This window comes from Lacinutrix sp. WUR7 (assembly GCF_016864015.1).
In the GTDB taxonomy this organism is placed as follows: domain Bacteria; phylum Bacteroidota; class Bacteroidia; order Flavobacteriales; family Flavobacteriaceae; genus Oceanihabitans.
This window is the reverse complement of the sequence record NZ_CP045067.1, coordinates 1,263,758-1,281,333: the sequence shown is the minus strand read 5'-3', so window position 1 is coordinate 1,281,333 and position 17,576 is coordinate 1,263,758. Positions and strand designations below refer to the sequence as shown.

The 17,576-nt window shown below is 30.5% G+C and carries 17 protein-coding genes; 1 reads left to right on the top strand and 16 read right to left on the bottom strand.

Annotated elements, in window-relative coordinates:
* Positions 1–17 precede the first annotated feature (17 nt).
* From FG167_RS05605 to FG167_RS05530, 16 genes are all read right to left on the bottom strand, one after another.
* A complete protein-coding gene (locus FG167_RS05605; RefSeq protein WP_203460434.1) occupies positions 18–1,820 on the bottom strand; it encodes a DUF6056 family protein in 1,803 nt (600 codons plus the stop codon).
* A 160-nt stretch (positions 1,821–1,980) separates the two neighbouring features.
* Positions 1,981–3,234 carry a sulfate adenylyltransferase subunit 1 gene (locus FG167_RS05600; protein WP_203460433.1) on the bottom strand — a complete coding sequence of 418 codons (1,254 nt, stop codon included), beginning with the start codon at positions 3,232–3,234 and terminating at the stop codon, positions 1,981–1,983.
* Between the two features lie 74 nt (positions 3,235–3,308).
* Positions 3,309–4,214 carry a sulfate adenylyltransferase subunit CysD gene (cysD, locus tag FG167_RS05595; protein ID WP_203460432.1) on the bottom strand — a complete coding sequence of 302 codons (906 nt, stop codon included), beginning with the start codon at positions 4,212–4,214 and terminating at the stop codon, positions 3,309–3,311.
* 501 nt (positions 4,215–4,715) lie between these two features.
* Positions 4,716–5,441: a glycosyltransferase gene (locus FG167_RS05590; protein ID WP_203460431.1), complete on the bottom strand. Its 726-nt coding sequence runs from the start codon at positions 5,439–5,441 to the stop codon at positions 4,716–4,718.
* A 25-nt stretch (positions 5,442–5,466) separates the two neighbouring features.
* Positions 5,467–6,456: a lysylphosphatidylglycerol synthase transmembrane domain-containing protein gene (locus FG167_RS05585; RefSeq protein WP_203460430.1), complete on the bottom strand. Its 990-nt coding sequence runs from the start codon at positions 6,454–6,456 to the stop codon at positions 5,467–5,469.
* Between the two features lie 34 nt (positions 6,457–6,490).
* Positions 6,491–7,093 carry an adenylyl-sulfate kinase gene (gene cysC / locus FG167_RS05580; protein ID WP_203460429.1) on the bottom strand — a complete coding sequence of 201 codons (603 nt, stop codon included), beginning with the start codon at positions 7,091–7,093 and terminating at the stop codon, positions 6,491–6,493.
* 90 nt (positions 7,094–7,183) lie between these two features.
* Positions 7,184–7,609 carry a DUF2061 domain-containing protein gene (locus FG167_RS05575; RefSeq protein WP_203460428.1) on the bottom strand — a complete coding sequence of 142 codons (426 nt, stop codon included), beginning with the start codon at positions 7,607–7,609 and terminating at the stop codon, positions 7,184–7,186.
* Positions 7,609–8,403 carry a 3'(2'),5'-bisphosphate nucleotidase CysQ gene (gene cysQ / locus FG167_RS05570; protein WP_203460427.1) on the bottom strand — a complete coding sequence of 265 codons (795 nt, stop codon included), beginning with the start codon at positions 8,401–8,403 and terminating at the stop codon, positions 7,609–7,611. Before cysQ ends, FG167_RS05575 begins: the two co-directional genes overlap by 1 nt.
* A complete protein-coding gene (gene rfbD / locus FG167_RS05565; RefSeq protein WP_203460426.1) occupies positions 8,396–9,253 on the bottom strand; it encodes a dTDP-4-dehydrorhamnose reductase in 858 nt (285 codons plus the stop codon). Before rfbD ends, cysQ begins: the two co-directional genes overlap by 8 nt.
* The gene (rfbC, locus tag FG167_RS05560) at positions 9,250–9,795 is read right to left on the bottom strand and encodes a dTDP-4-dehydrorhamnose 3,5-epimerase (protein WP_203460425.1); all 546 of its coding nucleotides are present in this window, start codon (positions 9,793–9,795) and stop codon (positions 9,250–9,252) included. Before rfbC ends, rfbD begins: the two co-directional genes overlap by 4 nt.
* 1 nt (position 9,796) lies before the next feature.
* Entirely contained in the window at positions 9,797–10,660 is an 864-nt protein-coding gene (rfbA, locus tag FG167_RS05555) for a glucose-1-phosphate thymidylyltransferase RfbA (RefSeq protein ID WP_203460424.1), read from the bottom strand.
* A 106-nt stretch (positions 10,661–10,766) separates the two neighbouring features.
* The gene (rfbB, locus tag FG167_RS05550) at positions 10,767–11,819 is read right to left on the bottom strand and encodes a dTDP-glucose 4,6-dehydratase (RefSeq protein ID WP_203460423.1); all 1,053 of its coding nucleotides are present in this window, start codon (positions 11,817–11,819) and stop codon (positions 10,767–10,769) included.
* A 255-nt stretch (positions 11,820–12,074) separates the two neighbouring features.
* Positions 12,075–13,133, bottom strand: coding sequence for a hypothetical protein (locus tag FG167_RS05545; RefSeq protein ID WP_203460422.1), 1,059 nt, complete (start codon positions 13,131–13,133; stop codon positions 12,075–12,077).
* A gap of 5 nt (positions 13,134–13,138) precedes the next feature.
* The gene (locus tag FG167_RS05540; protein ID WP_203460421.1) at positions 13,139–14,827 is read right to left on the bottom strand and encodes a hypothetical protein; all 1,689 of its coding nucleotides are present in this window, start codon (positions 14,825–14,827) and stop codon (positions 13,139–13,141) included.
* Positions 14,828–14,855: 28 nt separating this feature from the next.
* On the bottom strand, positions 14,856–16,358 hold the full coding sequence (locus tag FG167_RS05535) for a GH3 auxin-responsive promoter family protein (protein WP_203460420.1): 1,503 nt from the start codon (positions 16,356–16,358) through the stop codon (positions 14,856–14,858).
* Positions 16,359–17,228 (bottom strand): M23 family metallopeptidase, encoded by an 870-nt coding sequence (locus FG167_RS05530; protein WP_203460419.1) that lies wholly within the window; start codon positions 17,226–17,228, stop codon positions 16,359–16,361.
* A gap of 115 nt (positions 17,229–17,343) precedes the next feature.
* Between FG167_RS05530 and FG167_RS05525 the strand changes: the two genes are divergently transcribed.
* The gene (locus FG167_RS05525; RefSeq protein WP_203460418.1) at positions 17,344–17,523 is read left to right on the top strand and encodes a twin-arginine translocase TatA/TatE family subunit; all 180 of its coding nucleotides are present in this window, start codon (positions 17,344–17,346) and stop codon (positions 17,521–17,523) included.
* Positions 17,524–17,576: the final 53 nt, after the last annotated feature.

Sequence of the window (17,576 nt, the reverse complement as noted above, 5' to 3'; positions counted from 1 at the left end):
ATTTTACTAAAACTAAATTAATTCATAATAGAAAACACATTTTCTTTTCTAAATTTTTCAATTTTTGGCAAAGTCATATCACTTTCAACATCAATAACTAAAGGCTTTCTATTACTATCGTTAATAAATAAGTTTATTCTTGAGGTTTGATGAGGTAAATCTATTCCTATAAGATTTTTGTCCTTATAAAAATCATAATCATCCAATTGTTTCTCTAGATAAGATCCATAAATTGTTTTTTTATTCTGTTCTTTAAGTAGGGTATTATAATAGGCTTCTATTCTGAAATCAAATTGAAAATTATCATCTAGGTTCTTTATAATAAGAACGTTAAATTCCTTAATAAAATAGATGATTAGGTTTTCATTTTTTAGAGAAGGTTTAACCATATCATTTTCAACCAAATATACTCCGTAATTACTGTTTGGAGATAATAATGTTGTGTGTGAAATTACAGGATTATTATTATTAAATGCTTTTTTAAATGAAGGACACATTCTTACATTATTATAAGCTCGATAAGTTGGAAGTGTTTTATATTTTGGAGAATAAACAGGTAAATTAACTGTTTTATTTTCTTCTTTTTTAGCAATTAAATAATATCTTCTTGCTTTTTCTTGAGTATAGAGTTCTTGCAGGTTATTGTTATTTATTGAAGAGATAAAGTCACCTATATTACTTTTGCTATAAAAGGAATATGCATATATTATTAAAGCAATTGAATAAACAAGAGTCGTTATTATAAATAAGTTCTTTATTTTCAATTTTATATTACTTACTAAAACAAGAACTATAACTACGCTTCCTATAACAAAATGTCTTGTTAGCATATTATACGCTTTAGCCATACCTTCTGTACCATTAGAGGCTAGAAAACCAATAATCATAGGTGTAATAATATAAACTAAAGTTACAAGTACAATGTATATCTTTTTGTGGATAGTTAATTCATACTTCTTTTTTGAAGTACTAATAAATATAATAACAACTAATACCAAAGCAGTAATACTATATATATTTATATCACCAGAAATAAAATTCAATGTTTTATCAAAAAATTTATTATAATCTAAATTTAAAATACTGAATCCTTCTCTTTCGGAAACTTCATTTCTTCTATTAATGCTTCCTGGAGATAAGAGTACTATTAAAAACCCTATAAGACTTGTTAAAAACAATATTAAAACCCTGAGGTTTAATTTTTTTTCAAAAATTAATAAATAAAGTAATAAAGCTCCTAGAATAAAAAACATAGGTAAAGAAACAAGTTCTACTAAACCACTTGTTATTATAATTATAAAAAGAGCCAGTAAAAAATAAATATTTTTATTTTCTATTTCCTTGCTTAACATTTTAAATAATAAATAATAACAAATTAATGATAATGAGAAACCGACCGTATAAGAATTAGCTGTTGGTAAATATAATGCGTGATAATAAAATTTATATACTAGTTGAGCTATAGTAATAGTAATTACAATTGATAAAATAATTGCATTTTTATTATTGAAGAAAATTTTCAGAAAAAAATATGTTGCAAACGCAAGTAAAACATTAATAAAAACAATGGTTATTTGTTTGAATTCGTAAAACCTATAATCATTTGATATTCCTTGTCCCCATCTACCATTAAGATGAATAAAATTAATTTCCAATGATTTTAACCAAGTTCTCCCAAGGCCATTATTAAACATATCTGCATGACTTGCAAATGTATATTTCGCTCCAACAAACAAGTAAAAAACAAAAAGCAAAAATAATAATACGTAAAATATTAGATTCACATTTTCTTTAAAAAATTTAATTATATATAATTTCATATACTACAATTTTTACTTTTTTTGATGAAGTATATTATTACAACTAATTTCTTATGCATTACCTAATTTTTTCTTTAATAATAAGAAATAATTATTAGAGATGTAAAAAAATGTATTATCATTAATAAAAAAAACTTCTCTATTTAATTTAGAATACGTTTTAAACAATCATTCCTGCTGCAACAGTTTCGTTGGTAGCATCATCTACAAGGATAATACTTCCGGTAGTTCTGTTTTCTCTATACGTATCCACCATTAGCGGTTTTGTAGTACGTATTTTAACTTTACAAATATCATTCATATTCACTTCTTTATCGTCATTAATACGATCTAGGGTATTGATATTGTATTTGTAAATCACCTCTTTAATCATTGCTTTTTGATCGTTTGAAGTATGTTTTATCGTGTATTTAGTTCTTGGTTTTGCAGCAGAGTTATTTAACCAACATAACATCACTTCAATATCTTGTAAAGCTTCTGGTTTGTTGTTAGAACGTACAATCATATCACCACGGCTAATATCAATATCATCTTCTAGTGTTATAGATACAGACATTGGTGCGTAAGCTTCATCCAACTCTTTATCTAAAGTATCAATGGTTTTAATTTTAGAAGTAAACCCGGAAGGCATCACTGTTATTTCATCTCCTTTTCTAAAAACACCACTTGCTACACGTCCTGCATACCCTCTATAATCAATAAAACCTTCACTTTGTGGTCTTAGTACTGTTTGCACTGGAAAACGAGCGTCTACTTTATTAATATCACTACTAATATGCATAGTCTCTAAAGTATGTAACATTGGAGCTCCTTGGTACCAAGGCATGTTCTCTGATTTGTTTACTACATTATCACCATCTAAGGCGCTCATAGGAATAAAACGCACATCTGTTACTAACATTTTTGAAGAAATATCTTCGAATTGCGTAACAATATCATTATAAACTTTTTCAGAATAGTCCACCAAATCCATTTTGTTTACACAAACAATAATGTGAGGTATTTGTAATAAAGAAGCTATAAATGCGTGTCTTTTTGTTTGCTCAATAACTCCGTGTCTTGCATCTATTAAAATAGTTGCTACGTTTGCTGTTGAAGCTCCCGTAACCATGTTACGCGTATATTGTATATGTCCAGGAGTATCTGCAATAATAAACTTACGTTTAGGTGTTGTAAAATATCTGTAGGCAACATCTATGGTTATACCTTGTTCACGTTCGTCTTTTAAACCATCTGTGAATAAAGCTAAATCTACACCTTTATGACCTTTCTTTTTACTTGTATTTGTGATTGCTTCCAGCTGATCTTCGAATATAGATTTAGAATCATATAATAAACGACCGATCAAAGTACTCTTTCCGTCATCTACACTTCCTGCTGTTGTAAAACGTAATAATTGATTGTTATCTAACATTTTTATTTTTTATAATTTAAAAAGACCTTTCGACTGCGCTTAAGGTGACATTTTCAATATTAATAAATTAATTCTTAAAAGTATCCTTGGCGTTTTCTGTCTTCCATTGCAGATTCAGAACGTTTATCGTCACTTCTGTTTCCTCTTTCTGTATTACGCATTCCTGCAACTTCTGTAGCAATTTTCTCTAATGTATCTGCTTCCGATTCATCTCCTCCGGTAATTGTGATATCCCCTAAAGTTCTAAAACGTATTCTTTTAGTTACTACTTCTTCGTGATCTTCTAATACTAAAAACTCAGAATTTGGAATCCATGTATCTTGTCTCCAAACGACTTCACGTTCATGTGCAAAATATAAAGATGGAATAGCAATATTTTCTCTTTTTATGTAGTTCCAAACATCCATTTCTGTCCAATTACTAATAGGGAAAGCTCTAAAATGTTCGCCTTCAAAATGTTTCCCATTAAATAAGTTCCATAATTCTGGTCTTTGGTTTTTAGGGTCCCATTGTCCAAAATCATCTCTATGTGAAAAGAAACGTTCTTTTGCTCTTGCTTTTTCTTCATCACGTCTTCCGCCACCAATTGCACAATCAATTTTATTTGCCTCTATAGCATCTAAAAGTGTTGTTATTTGAAGTGCATTACGCGTTGCATTTTTACCTTTTTCTTCAGCTACACGACCGTCATCAATAGATTCTTGTACAGAACCAACAATTAGTTTTACACCTAAATCTGCGATAACAGAATCTCTAAAATCAATAGTTTCAGGGAAGTTATGCCCCGTGTCTACGTGCATTAATGGAAATGGTATTTTAGCTGGATAAAAAGCTTTCTTAGCTAAATGTGTTACTAAAATAGAATCTTTTCCTCCAGAAAACATGATTACTGGATTCTCAAATTGTGCCCAAACTTCTCTTAAAATAAAGATTGCTTCACTTTCTAATTCATCTAAATAATTTAAGTAGTATTTACTCATTGCTCCAATTTTAATTTAGGTTTTATATAGTTCTTGATAAACGGAACTGCCTCTTCTACTGTTAATATTGCCATACTTAGGATTTTCTATTTTAAAAAACAGAAATTCTATCTTCGTTTTATAGCACCTTTTTTTCCCTTTTTGTAAAGGTAATTTATACCCCTACGTTCACATTATGATACACTTGTGTCTATAAAAACTTCGACAAAGTTAACATCTTTAGCGATATTTTAAGTGCTTTAACCGTTTTTTTTATTACTTGAAATTAAGAATAAACAAAACGAGAGCATTAATTGCTAATTGTTATAAATATTAGTGATTCCATTATCAGATTCGTTATAAAAACAGAAGATTGTGTACTTATTTTTTTTAAACCATAGTCTTCCTATTTACTATTCCAATTGCTTGGATTAAAACATCAAAATAAATATGTTACATAAACAACTGTTAGATGTATTTAAACAAATTTATTTTACAAGATCTACACAAAAAAGAAGGGATTTAATATTTTTTCCAGATTTTAAGTAATTCTATTGGTGCTTGTAAAAAATCTGTTGGTTTTAATTTACTACCAGCAATCTCATCCCACTGCTGCAGTGGTACTTCTAGGATAACTTGTTTCGCTTGTTTGTAACCTATTAGTTTTTCTAGCCTTGCAAGTAATTCTACATCAAACAACCATTTTGTTATTAAAGGGTCTTTAAACAAACTAAAAACAATATTTTTATGAATTAATTTAGCTCCACATTGCGTATCGTATACAGGTATTTTAAGTATCCAACTTACTAATGTTGCAAAAATTCTACCTATGTAGTGTCTGGATGCTTTTCTGTTAATTTGCGCTCCCATTCTTGCAAAACGAGTTCCCATAATAAACAACATGTCTTTTCGTTTTTCTATCTGTTCTAAAAAGTTGTTTATTTCAAAAAGTGGTGTTGCTAAATCTGCATCAAAATACCCTATAAAATCGTAAGTATTATTCTCTTGCAAAGACAGAACTCCTTCTCTAATTGCACCAGCTTTACCTTGATTTTGATTTAAATCTAAAAAAGAAAAGTTATTATTAGTTGCAGATAATTCTTTTAAAATGTTTGCTGTGTTATCAGAACTACCATCATTTACAAATAAAAAATCTATAAATTGATTGTCATTAGAATATGCTTTAAAAGCATCTTGATTTAATCTTTGCTCCTCATTATAACAAGGTATGATAATAGAAATTTTCATGTGCTATTTATTTAAAATGGTACCCTTAGTTGTTGACTTTAACCGTTTCTTTTAATTGTTTTTTATTAAAAATTGGTAAAAATATAAAGGAGATTATACCAAATACAATAATCATTAAGGTTTGAGAGGTCCATACAATCCATCCAAATGCATAACTAGGTTCTTCTGCTAAACCAAATAAGGTAAGCGCAGATAATACTGCTGCTGGATAAAAGAACACGCCTCCGTTGGTTGCTGCAATTGTAAAACTCGCTGCTATAAAAGCTACTATCATAGATGAAAAAGGTGCACCGTGTAATTCTTGAACAGAGAATGACGTTATATAAAACATTAAAACATACATTACCCAGATAAAAATGGTGTGAAAAATAAACATTCCTTTGTTTTCCATTTTATAAACACTTGTAATACCTTCTAACAAACCATTAACAAAACCTTTTATTTTATTGGCCAATTTGCCTTTAGATTTTTTGATAAATAGAACCATTAAAACAAATACCACGCTTAAGCCTAATAGTAATGTTATTATTTTAGTAGGGTTTAATTTTTCTATTAGAATATTATAAATAAAATCGAATTGAAAAAACAAGGTTATCAAACAGATAAGCAGTATCATTATTAAATCGAAAATACGCTCTGTTACTATGGTTCCAAAACTTTTTTCAAAAGGAATATCTTCATAATTTGTTGCAACTGCTGCGCGTAATACCTCCCCAGATCTAGGGATTCCAAAATTAGCTAAGTATGCAATAAAAATAGACATTACACTATTTTGAATTTTAATAGAGTACCCCATTGGTTTTAACATATAATTCCATCTATATGCCCTTGACAAATGACTAAACATCCCGAAAACAACGCCTAAGGCAATCCACCAATAGTTTGCTGTTTTAAAATAAGGTATAATTTCTGAAATTGGTAATCTAGAAAAAGTTAACCAACCAAAAAATACTGCTAACAGTATTGGAAGTATTAGCTTTAATTTTTTTAAAAATGATTTCTTATTATCACTCATAATAGATAAATATCGTTTAAAATTAATTTATACTTTATTGCCTATTTATTTCTAATTTAGGCTTTATATACGCCATGATATCTTTCACCGCTTCCTCCACCGTTTTTTCTTCGGTTTTAATTTCAATATCCGGATTTTCTGGAGCTTCATAAGGAGCAGAGATTCCTGTCATGTTTTTAATCTCGCCAGCTCTCGCTTTTTTATAAAGTCCTTTTACATCTCTTCGCTCACATTCTTCTACGCTAGTATTAATATAAACTTCAATAAAATTGACATCCTTTACAATACTTTTAATGTTCTCTCTGTCTTTTCTATATGGCGAAACAAAAGCCGCTAAGGTAACTAAACCAGCGTCTACCATTAGATTTGCAATTTCAGCAATTCTTCTTATATTTTCTGTTCTATCTTCTGGAGCAAAGGTTAAATCACTGTTGATACCTTTTCTTATATTATCACCATCCAGCGTATAGGTTTTTACTCCTAATTTATATAATTCTTGCTCTACAACATTAGCTATTGTAGATTTTCCAGAACCTGAAAGCCCTGTAAACCAAATTAAAAAAGAACTATGCTTGTTATTTTCTTGTCTATCTGCTTTGGAAACTTGATAGCTATGTGGAATAATATTTTCTTTCATCTGTATGATTTAATTATTACTATTTGCAGATGCAATTTGTAAATAACTAGGTTTATTTGGTTAAATAATGTTTGTTGCTGTGTATACTAATTATTTTGTACGTTCAACAAGTCCGAAATTTATTTTGTACCAAGCACGTTCATGTAAATAATACAATAACATTTTTGTTACCACTTCTGCAAAGCCTATTTTTAATGCGGCCAATGGGTCTCCCGAAATTAACCAAGCTAATGTCATGGTATCAATAGTTCCTATAAAACGCCAGGTTATTGTTTTTGCTACGTGGCGTTTTCTGCTTTCTAAAATTTCTCCTTCTTTAGATAGGTTTATTTTAAACCAAACACGTTCATGAAGGTAATATAAAGTCATTTTAGTTATCACCTCAGCAAATCCTATTTTAAGACCTGTAAAAGGGTCTCCGGAGATAATCCAAGAGAGAATAATAGTATCTATAGTGCCTATAATCCTCCAAGTAATCGTTTTGGCTATATGTCTTTTGTAAGATATATCGGCCATTACTTACTAACTAAAAACCAAGGATTTAATAGATTTTCTTTGTTATATAAAAGGGATTGGTTTGTTTCTTGTGAAATAACAGCAATTCCAACAGCATTACAAATGGCTTGTCCTGCCGCAGTATCCCACTCCATAGTAGGTGCAAATCTAGGATATACATCTGCGTTTCCTTCTGCTACCAAACAGAATTTTAAAGAACTTCCTTTGGAAACTACTTCCACTTCTTTTCCTTCTTTTTTAATAGACTCTACAAAATCTAATGTTTCTTGACTCATGTGTGAACGACTACCAACAACTTGCACAGGGTTTGATCCTGGTGCTTTTGGTTGTAGTTTTACTGCAGCTTGCATTACTTCTTCTAACGTAGCATCATGAGAGTCTAAGTCTGCTTTAAAAGCATCGTTTTTAGTTACATCTGCAACATAGATAGTTTTTGTTGCTGGTACATAAATAACGCCTAATTCTGGTTTACCGTTTGTTACTAATGCAATGTTAACGGTAAATTCTCCGTTACGTTTTATAAATTCTTTTGTGCCGTCGACAGGATCTACTACCCAGCAAGTAGTCCAATTTTTTCTTGTAGCATAATCTGTTTGTTTATTCTCTTCGCTAATAATTGGAAACTCGGTATTAACTAGATAAGAGTTTATAATATCATTCGCTTTTTTATCTGCTTCAGTTAAAGGAGATTTATCGTCTTTTATTTCTACATCAAAAGGAGTATCATATACTTCCATGATTACTTTTCCTGCCTCTAAACTAGCTTTTATAGCTATTTCTAAATCTTTATTCATAACTATTTGCTAATGCTTTTTTTAAACTGTCTCTCCAATATGGAATTTCAATTTGAAGATTCGTTTTTATTTTCGTTTTATCTAACACGCTAAAATGTGGTCTTTTTGCTGGTGTAGGAAATGCTTTAGAAGGTATTGGTAATACTTTGATTTTAATATTGCTTTCTTCAAAAATAGCTTTCGCAAAATCATACCAACTTGCAACTCCTTCATTACTATAATGGTAAGTACCGTATTGCGTGTTGTTTGTTGTTATAATTTTTATAATGGTTTCTGCTAAATCTGTTGCGTACGTTGGGGTACCTATTTGGTCTGCCACGATAGTTAACAGATCTCTTCCTTCAGACAGTTTTATCATGGTTTTCATGAAGTTATTCCCGTTTTCGGAATACAACCAAGATGTTCTTATAATAAAATGTTGTTCTAGGTTTTTAGCTACTTCTAGTTCGCCTTCTAGTTTTGTTGCTCCATAAACTCCTGTTGGGTTTGTGGTATCTGTTTCTGTATATGCTACAGATTTTTCGCCATTAAATACAAAATCCGTAGACACTTGAATCAAGGTTGCGTTTTTTTCCGCGCAAGCGATAGCAAGATTTTTTGCACCAATAACATTAACTTCCGTTGCTTTTTCTTGGTCACTTTCTGCTTTATCTACAGCAGTATAAGCAGCGCAATTAATGCAATATTGAAAGTTTGTAGTATTAAAAAATTGTTGTACAGCATCAAAATCAGCAATATTTAACTGTGCTGAATTTGCGTATATAAAGTTTAAATTGGAATACGTAGATTCCAAATCTTTTATACAGCTTGCTAATTGTCCGTTTCCTCCTGTCACCAAGATGTTTATCATAGTCTAGCGTTCTCTAAATTTGGTAAAATTACATCTTTTTCTGAAACAAGTAATTCGTCTTCAGGTAATTGCCAGTCTATATTTAGTTTTGGATCGTTGTATATAATTCCTCCTTCGGACTCCTTATTGTACAGGTTATCACATTTATAAGAAAAAATAGCGGTTTCGCTTAACACTATAAAACCATGTGCAAATCCTCTAGGTACAAATAGTTGTTTCTTATTATCTTCAGATAATTCCACAGCTACATGTTGTCCAAAAGTTTTTGAATTAGCTCTAACATCTACTGCTACGTCTAAAACTTTTCCTTTAATTACACGAACTAACTTTGCTTGTGCATGTGCACCTACTTGATAATGCAATCCTCTTAATACTCCTTTAGAAGAAAAGGACTCGTTATCTTGAACGAAATCTACTTTTTTATTAATTAGCGTATTAAATTTTTCTTGGTTAAAACTTTCAAAAAAGTAACCTCTTTTATCTTCAAAAATTGTTGGTTCTAAAACAAAACAGCCTTCTAGCTTGGTTTCTGTTGCCTTCATATTATTTTTCTAAAATGCTTAACAAATGTTTACCGTAACCACTTTTAATTAAGGGTTGTATTAAGGTATTAAATTCTGTTTTATTAATGTAACCCATTCTATACGCTACCTCTTCGATTGCGCCAATTTTTAAACCTTGTCTTTCTTCAATTACTTGAACAAATTGAGATGCTTGCATTAGCGATTTAAAAGTACCTGTATCTAACCAAGCGGTTCCTTTATCTAAGACACTAACTTTTAGTTTACCTTGTTTTAAGTACTCTTTATTAACGTCTGTAATTTCTAATTCCCCTCTATGACTAGGCTTTATGTTTTTTGCGATTTCTACAACAGAGTTATCATAAAAATAAATTCCAGGAACGGCATAGTTTGACTTTGGTTTTTCTGGTTTTTCTTCAATAGAAATAACCTTACCGTCTGCATCAAATTCTGCCACACCATAACGTTCTGGATCATGCACATGATATGCATAAATAATACCTCCATCTGGATCATTATTAGCTTGTAATAACTGTTCTAATCCTGTTCCGTAAAATATATTATCTCCTAAAATAAGTGCTACTTTATCATCACCAATAAAATCTGCTCCAATAACAAAAGCTTCCGCTAATCCGTTTGGTTCTGCTTGTACTGCGTACTCAAAATTACAACCAAACTTTTTTCCGTCTCCTAAAAGTTGTTCGAATAATGGTAAATCATGCGGTGTAGATATAATAAGAATATCTTTAATTCCAGACCACATTAAAGTTGATAATGGATAGTATATCATTGGCTTGTCGTAAATAGGCATTAATTGCTTACTTACTGCAAGTGTTAATGGATGAAGTCTTGTACCAGAACCTCCTGCTAGTATTATTCCTTTCATGTGTCGAGCTTATTTGTTTTTTATTTGTCACTTGTAGCTTCCATAATAGTCATTCTCTTTAGTATCGAACTCTTGTTATGGAAGTTTCATGTTTCTGTTTTTATTATTAGCTGTATTGTTTTTGGTAATATGTTTGGTAAGAACCGCTTGTTACACTGTTTAACCAATCTTCGTTATTTAAATACCAGTCTATCGTTATTTTTAAACCTTGTTCAAAGGTTACCGATGGTTTCCAGCCTAATTCTTTATTTATTTTAGATGCATCAATAGCATAACGTAAATCATGTCCCGGACGATCTTTAACGTATGTTATTAATTCTTCTGAAGAACCTTTATCTCTTCCTAGTGCAGCATCCATTTGCTGACAAAGAAGTTTCACTAAATCAATATTTTTCCATTCGTTAAAGCCACCAATATTATAAGTATCTCCTTGTTTTCCTTCATGAAAAACTAAATCGATAGCAATTGCGTGATCTACAACATACAACCAATCTCTTGTATAGTTACCATCTCCATAAACAGGTAATGGTTTGTGGTTTATAATATTATTTATAAATAATGGAATTAATTTTTCTGGGAATTGATTTTGACCATAATTATTAGAACAGTTTGTTATCACATAAGGCATTCCGTAAGTTTCACCATACGCTCTTACAAAGTGATCTGAACTTGCTTTTGAAGCCGAATATGGTGAGTTTGGATCATAGGATGTTGTTTCTTCAAACAATCCTGTTTCTCCTAATGAACCATAAACCTCATCTGTACTTACATGATAAAATAATTTATCTGCAAAATCATCTTTCCAAAGTGCTTTAAAAGCATTTAGCAATATCATAGTCCCAATCACATTGGTTCTTACAAATGCTAATGGATCTTTTATCGATCTATCTACATGAGACTCTGCTGCTAAATGAATAACACTATCAAACTTATACTCATCAAAAAGGGCGTTTATAAACCCTTCATCTGTAATATCTCCTTTTACAAAAGTATAGTTTGCTGCGTCTTCTATATCTGTTAAATTCTCAAGATTGCCTGCATATGTTAAAGCGTCTAAATTAATTATTTTATAATCTGGATATTTTTCAACAAACAACCTTACAACATGAGATCCTATAAAGCCTGCGCCTCCTGTAATTAATATCGTTTTACTATGCATTCATTCTTTTTTTTAAATTCATTAAATTTTTAAGTAAACTATTCCTCAAACTTATTTGTTTTAAACGTATTAGCCGACAAATGTAGGCCTTTTTGGTTTGTATTACAATTATTAGCTATTAGGTGCCTTAAATAGCCTTTTCTTAATTGTTTGTGCTAAACTTTGCTTTCAAGGACTTTGTTTAGAAAATAGTTATAGCGCTTTTAGTTATCTAAGACACTACAAATAACACCGGCAACGGCCATAATTAAAACATTATTCTTTTCCATAGGAATTTACAAAATGGACTACAGTTACAGATATATAAAAAAGTATCAGTAAAATAATAGCTAATATTGGAAATATTATGCTGTACCTTTCTGAAAGCTTATTCGATTTTGTACCAATTTTTTGGAAACTAGAAATAGTATCAAAGAAAACATCTTCTTCAATTTTCTTTTCTTCAAGTACTCTTAATTCGGTTCTTAATTTTAATTGTTGATTTAACAATTCGTATTCTTTGGTGTTTGATTTTTCCTGTTTCATTGGATATCCACCATCAAAATTTATGTTGCCATTGCCAGATTTAGCCTCTTCATTAAGCACATTAACATATATTTGCTGTAAAGAATCTAAGTCTTGAATGGACGCTAAAATATTCTCTTTTTGAATGATAATTAAAGAATCTCTTTTCTTCATCTTCTTTAAAGAATACTCATTCGTAAAGGATGAGTTTAATCCTTTTTCTAAAGAACTAAAAATATCTTTTTTATAAGACTCCACATTAATTTCATAAAAATCACCAGAAAAGATACTTCTGTTTTCAACAAAATCTTCAAATTCAATTTCAGAAGCTCTTAAGCTATCTATTGATTTAACAAACTTATCATATTGTATAATTCTATCATTCTCGGTTTCTGGACCAGGAGCAATTTCAAACTTTTTAATCTGTTTTACAGACTCTTCATCTAAATGGAAAATAGTGGATAAAGTACCATAATCATTATTCCCTATTAAAGCGTTAAAATAATCTATATTAGTAACTAACTGGAATTTGGAATCAAAATAAGGTTTAACCAACATACTTGAACCGTAAGTTGCTGGTTTAAATTTTTCAACAACATATCCTAATACACCGGAAATAACTACAGCTATTATAATAATTTTAAAATTCTTAATTACTACTCTAAGAATAGAAACGATAAAATCTAATATTCCTCTAAAAATAGATTTTATAAAATTATAAAACCCTTCAAAAAGTTTACCTATTGCATTAATAAGTTGCCCTAAATCAATTTCATCTGAAGCACTTGTTTCTAGTTTTTTATCACTCATAATGGTTAGTTAAATATTTGTTGTAAAATTTTTCTTGTTATTAAATATGTTGGTTTAACGCCAGAAGTTCCTAAACCTCCAGAAGCTAAAGTCCCTCCTGTTTCTAAAGGATTATCACTTGCGTAATAAGCATAACGTACCTTAACATCTTCATTTATACTCCCTCTTACTTTGGATGCTGCTTGAATTGCTTTTTGATAATGCGCTCCTTCCATTTCTAGACCAATTACATTCCATGTAGAACTATGAAAGAATTTTAAAATGTCTTTGTTTTGCAAGGATGTACCTAAAACAGTTATCATAGCACCTTCAAAGATTTTTAATCCTTGACCTTCTAAATCTGCGGTACACAATTCGTTTTTAAAAGGATAATTATCTGCAGTACCTTCAAAAATATGTGCAGAAGGTATCATGATATCTCCTTTTCCTCCTTCTAAAATCCCTGCTTTACCCATAATAGAAATAGAGTCTACATATAAATGTGTTTTCTTTCCGTTAGGTTTATAAGGTTTTAAAAGCTCATCTATAGTTTCGTAAGCTTGTTCACCAAAAGCATAATCCATTACAATAATAATTGGCTTTTCTGCTTTTAATTTTTCTTGATCAACGTCTATATCTACTTTAGAAAAATCAATTTTTTCAGTATCAAATACCTGCACATTAATATTAGTTCCTGAAGTATCTTCAATATAAAGCATTCCTTTTTGCAACGCTTCTTTTGTTACTTTATCACGTAAATCTTTATTGTCTTTATGACTTATTGCTTCATAAACTTCAAAAATATCGTTTTTAGAAGCTAAAGATTTTAATGCATTTGGCGCAAATAGAGTATTCATTACACTATGCATATTTGCACTAATTACATGAATTGGTCTTTCAAGCAATTCGTTTTTATACAAAACATCTTTAATGTTATTAGCCCAAATTTCTCCATGAATATGATGTCCTAAACGTTCTCTTAAAACAGGACTAAAAGTAACGGTTCTTTTATTGTTATTTACAACCTCTTCTAAGGCTAATTTACCTAACCAATAGACAATATGTAATAAACGCTCTGGTTGTGTTGGTATAGCAAAATCATCATAAACTTCTAATAACTCATTAAAAGTTCTGCCTAAAATATTAGCAGTATGTGTTAATGCTATTTCTCTTTCTTTTTGTGTAAGTTTCTTTTTGGTAGTAACTGCTTTTTCAAGCTTAATCCAATCTCTTGTTGTAGCTCCGTTTTCATCAATTAAAACACGTTTGCTAATTTTATGCGACTCCACAAAAAGAAAAGTAAGGTGTGTAAGAATGTCATAAATTTCTGAGCGACCGCGAGTAATCTCGATGTTCATTTGCTCATCATCTATTCTATAACAATTACGTCTTCTTTTGGGTGGAATAATAACTTTGAAATGCGAATTGGCATACCCTTCATCACTCGTCAAGTTTATAAAGGTGCATTCTTCTATTCCTTCTGGCAACCTATCTACTACATAAAGTAGTCCTTCTAGCTCTGCTTTTTCTTCTCCAATAGAACCATAAATTTCTGGTCTTAATAATAATAACGCTTCTCGTAATGTTTCTCCAGAAACTCCCATTGGTTTATAAAAACCGCGATTAAACAGGTGTCTCATGGTAATATACATACGCTCAATAGCATTTGAGCTCTCTTGAGCTCTCGTTCTTGCATGATGTTTCTTGTTACTCATATACTGTATTTAACCTGCAAATATAGTATTATTTCGTGAGATTTAATGTTTCTAAATCATCAACTAATTTTCTGTCGTTAGATAAACGAGGTAATTTGTTTTGTCCTCCAAGTTTACCTATAGATTTCATATAGTCTTGAAAACCACCTTTTTTAACCAATGTAATTTTTAATGGTTGCAATACTTTACCTTCAATTAAATCGAAATAATAACTATTTTGTTTTTGTAACGATGCGTCTATTTTTTGCGCTAAAGCGGAAAGATTTTCTGGTTCTTTTTCAAATTCTATAAACCATTCATGATATGGTAAGCCTTGCTTTGGGGCAATTTGAGGTGCTACCGAAAACTCGGAAACTTCCGAATTTTCATGGACTAAAGCATCTTGAATAGCTTGTTCTACTTCTTTACCAATTACGTGTTCTCCAAAAGCAGAAATAAAATGTTTTATTCTACCAGAAACAATAACTCTATATGGTTTTGTAGAAGTAAACTGTACAGTATCCCCAATATTATACGCCCAAAGTCCGGCGTTTGTAGAAATAAGCATCACGTAGTTTACATCAACTTCTACATCTTTAATGGTAATTCGTTTTGGATTTTCGTTAAAAAAATCGTCCGCCTTAATAAACTCGTAAAAAATTCCAGAATTTAATTGAAGAAGCATTCCTTTTTCGTTTTGCTTGTCTTGGTACGCAAAGAAACCTTCACTTGCTGGATACAATTCTATACTATCTACTTTTCTTCCTATTAAGCTTTCAAATTTTGCTCTGTAAGGCTCGTAATTTACACCTCCAAAAATAAATAAGTTGAAGTTTTTAAAAATATCACCAACCTTTTTTCCGGTTTTTTCCTGAAGCTTTTCAAAATACATTTGTACCCAAGAAGGAATACCCGAAATGATAGTCATATTTTCAGGAAGCGTTTCTTCTACAATAGCATTTACTTTGGTTTCCCAATCTTCAATGCAATTCGTCTCTAGAGAAGGCATTCTATTTTTTTGAAGGTATTTTGGTACATAATGCGCTACAATTCCTGAAAGTCTTCCTAATTGTATGCCATTTTGCGTTTCTAGAATTGGAGAACCTTGAAGAAAAATCATTTTACCATCTACAAACTTAGCATTTCCAGTTTCATGAATATACATTAAGATGGCGTTTCTAGCAGCTTCTACATGTGTTGGCATGCTTTCTTTGGTTATAGGAATGTATTTCGCTCCTGAGGTTGTACCTGATGTTTTTGCAAAATAAAGAGGTTTCCCTTTCCAAAGTATATCTTCTTCTCCTGCAACCACTCGATCTACATAAGGTTTTAAAGCTTCGTAATCTCTAACAGGAACTCGTTTAATAAAGTCTTCATGATTATTAATACTAACAAAATCATGGTCTTTACCAAATTGTGTTGCTGTAGCATCACTAATTAGTTTTTGAAACACTTTACTTTGTGTTTCTACAGGATTATTCGCCCATTTTTGAATAGACTTATATACTCGTTTTGCAAATGGTTTTGCTATGACTGCTTTTAATGATAACATTTATTCAAAATCTATAAAGTTGGTTGGATTAATTGGATAGCCATCGCTCCAAAGTTCAAAATGCAAATGTGGTCCAGTGGTTAATTCTCCAGTATTTCCAGACATTGCAATCACTTCTCCTGCTTTAACTAAATCCCCTTGTTCTTTGTTTAAAGATGCATTGTGTTTGTAAACAGAGATTAGTCCATGACTATGCTCTACAATGATTACAAACCCTGTTTTTGTTGTCCATTCTGCAAAAATAACAATACCATCTGCTGTTGCTTTTATTGGTGTGTTTTTAGCAACCACAATATCGACAGCGAAATGTTTTTCTTTTGCGTTATAATTTTCTGTAATAGTTCCGTTTACCGGAGGAAACAAAACAAAGCTAGCATTAGATGTTGCAGACTCAAAAAGATTGTATTTATCTTCTTTATCTACTTTTTGGCGTAGTAAAGAATCTGCTTTAATTGGAGTAAGATCTATTTCGCTTACATCTAATTTAGCAGCTTCAATAATGGAGTCTCTATTAAAATCTACACTGCTTAATTCGCCATGTAAGACTTTTTTTATAGAAGTAAAATAACGTTCGTTTACAGCAATTACTTTTTCTAATGAATCTGTTTTATGATTTAAAATAGTCGCTTTCTTTTTTAAAGCTGTGGAAGAATAACCAGGAATATATTCCTTTAATGGCGTAAAAGCTATTAAAAAAGTGGTTGCAGTAATTAGTAATATAGTAGAAATTGCAAGCAATACAAAAACGTTAAGCCTTGTAAGTTTAAACGATAAACGCTCTTCAAAAGTATCTTCATTAAGTATAACAAGCCTATACTTATGGAGTAATTTTTTTGCTATTTTCTTTTCTTTTTTCTTTTTTGATTTCATGTTAAAACAAAAGTATATAAAAATTACAAAGCCTTAGTTTAATAATATACTAAAGTTAGCCTTAAAACGATAATATTAAACTTTAATTATTAACTTTGCTTTAAATTTAAAGATTATGATTCTAAATATGATACCTCTTTTTATAGGTTGGCCTCAAGTAGTGTTAATTGCTGTTGTTATTTTACTAATTTTTGGTGGTAAAAAAATACCAGAACTTATGCGTGGTCTTGGTAGTGGAATTAAAGAATTTAAAGACGCTACTAAAGAAGAGGAAGAGGAAAACAAAAAAGAATAGTCACCTTCTTTTTTATACAAAACAAAAAAACCAACGCAATGCGTTGGTTTTTT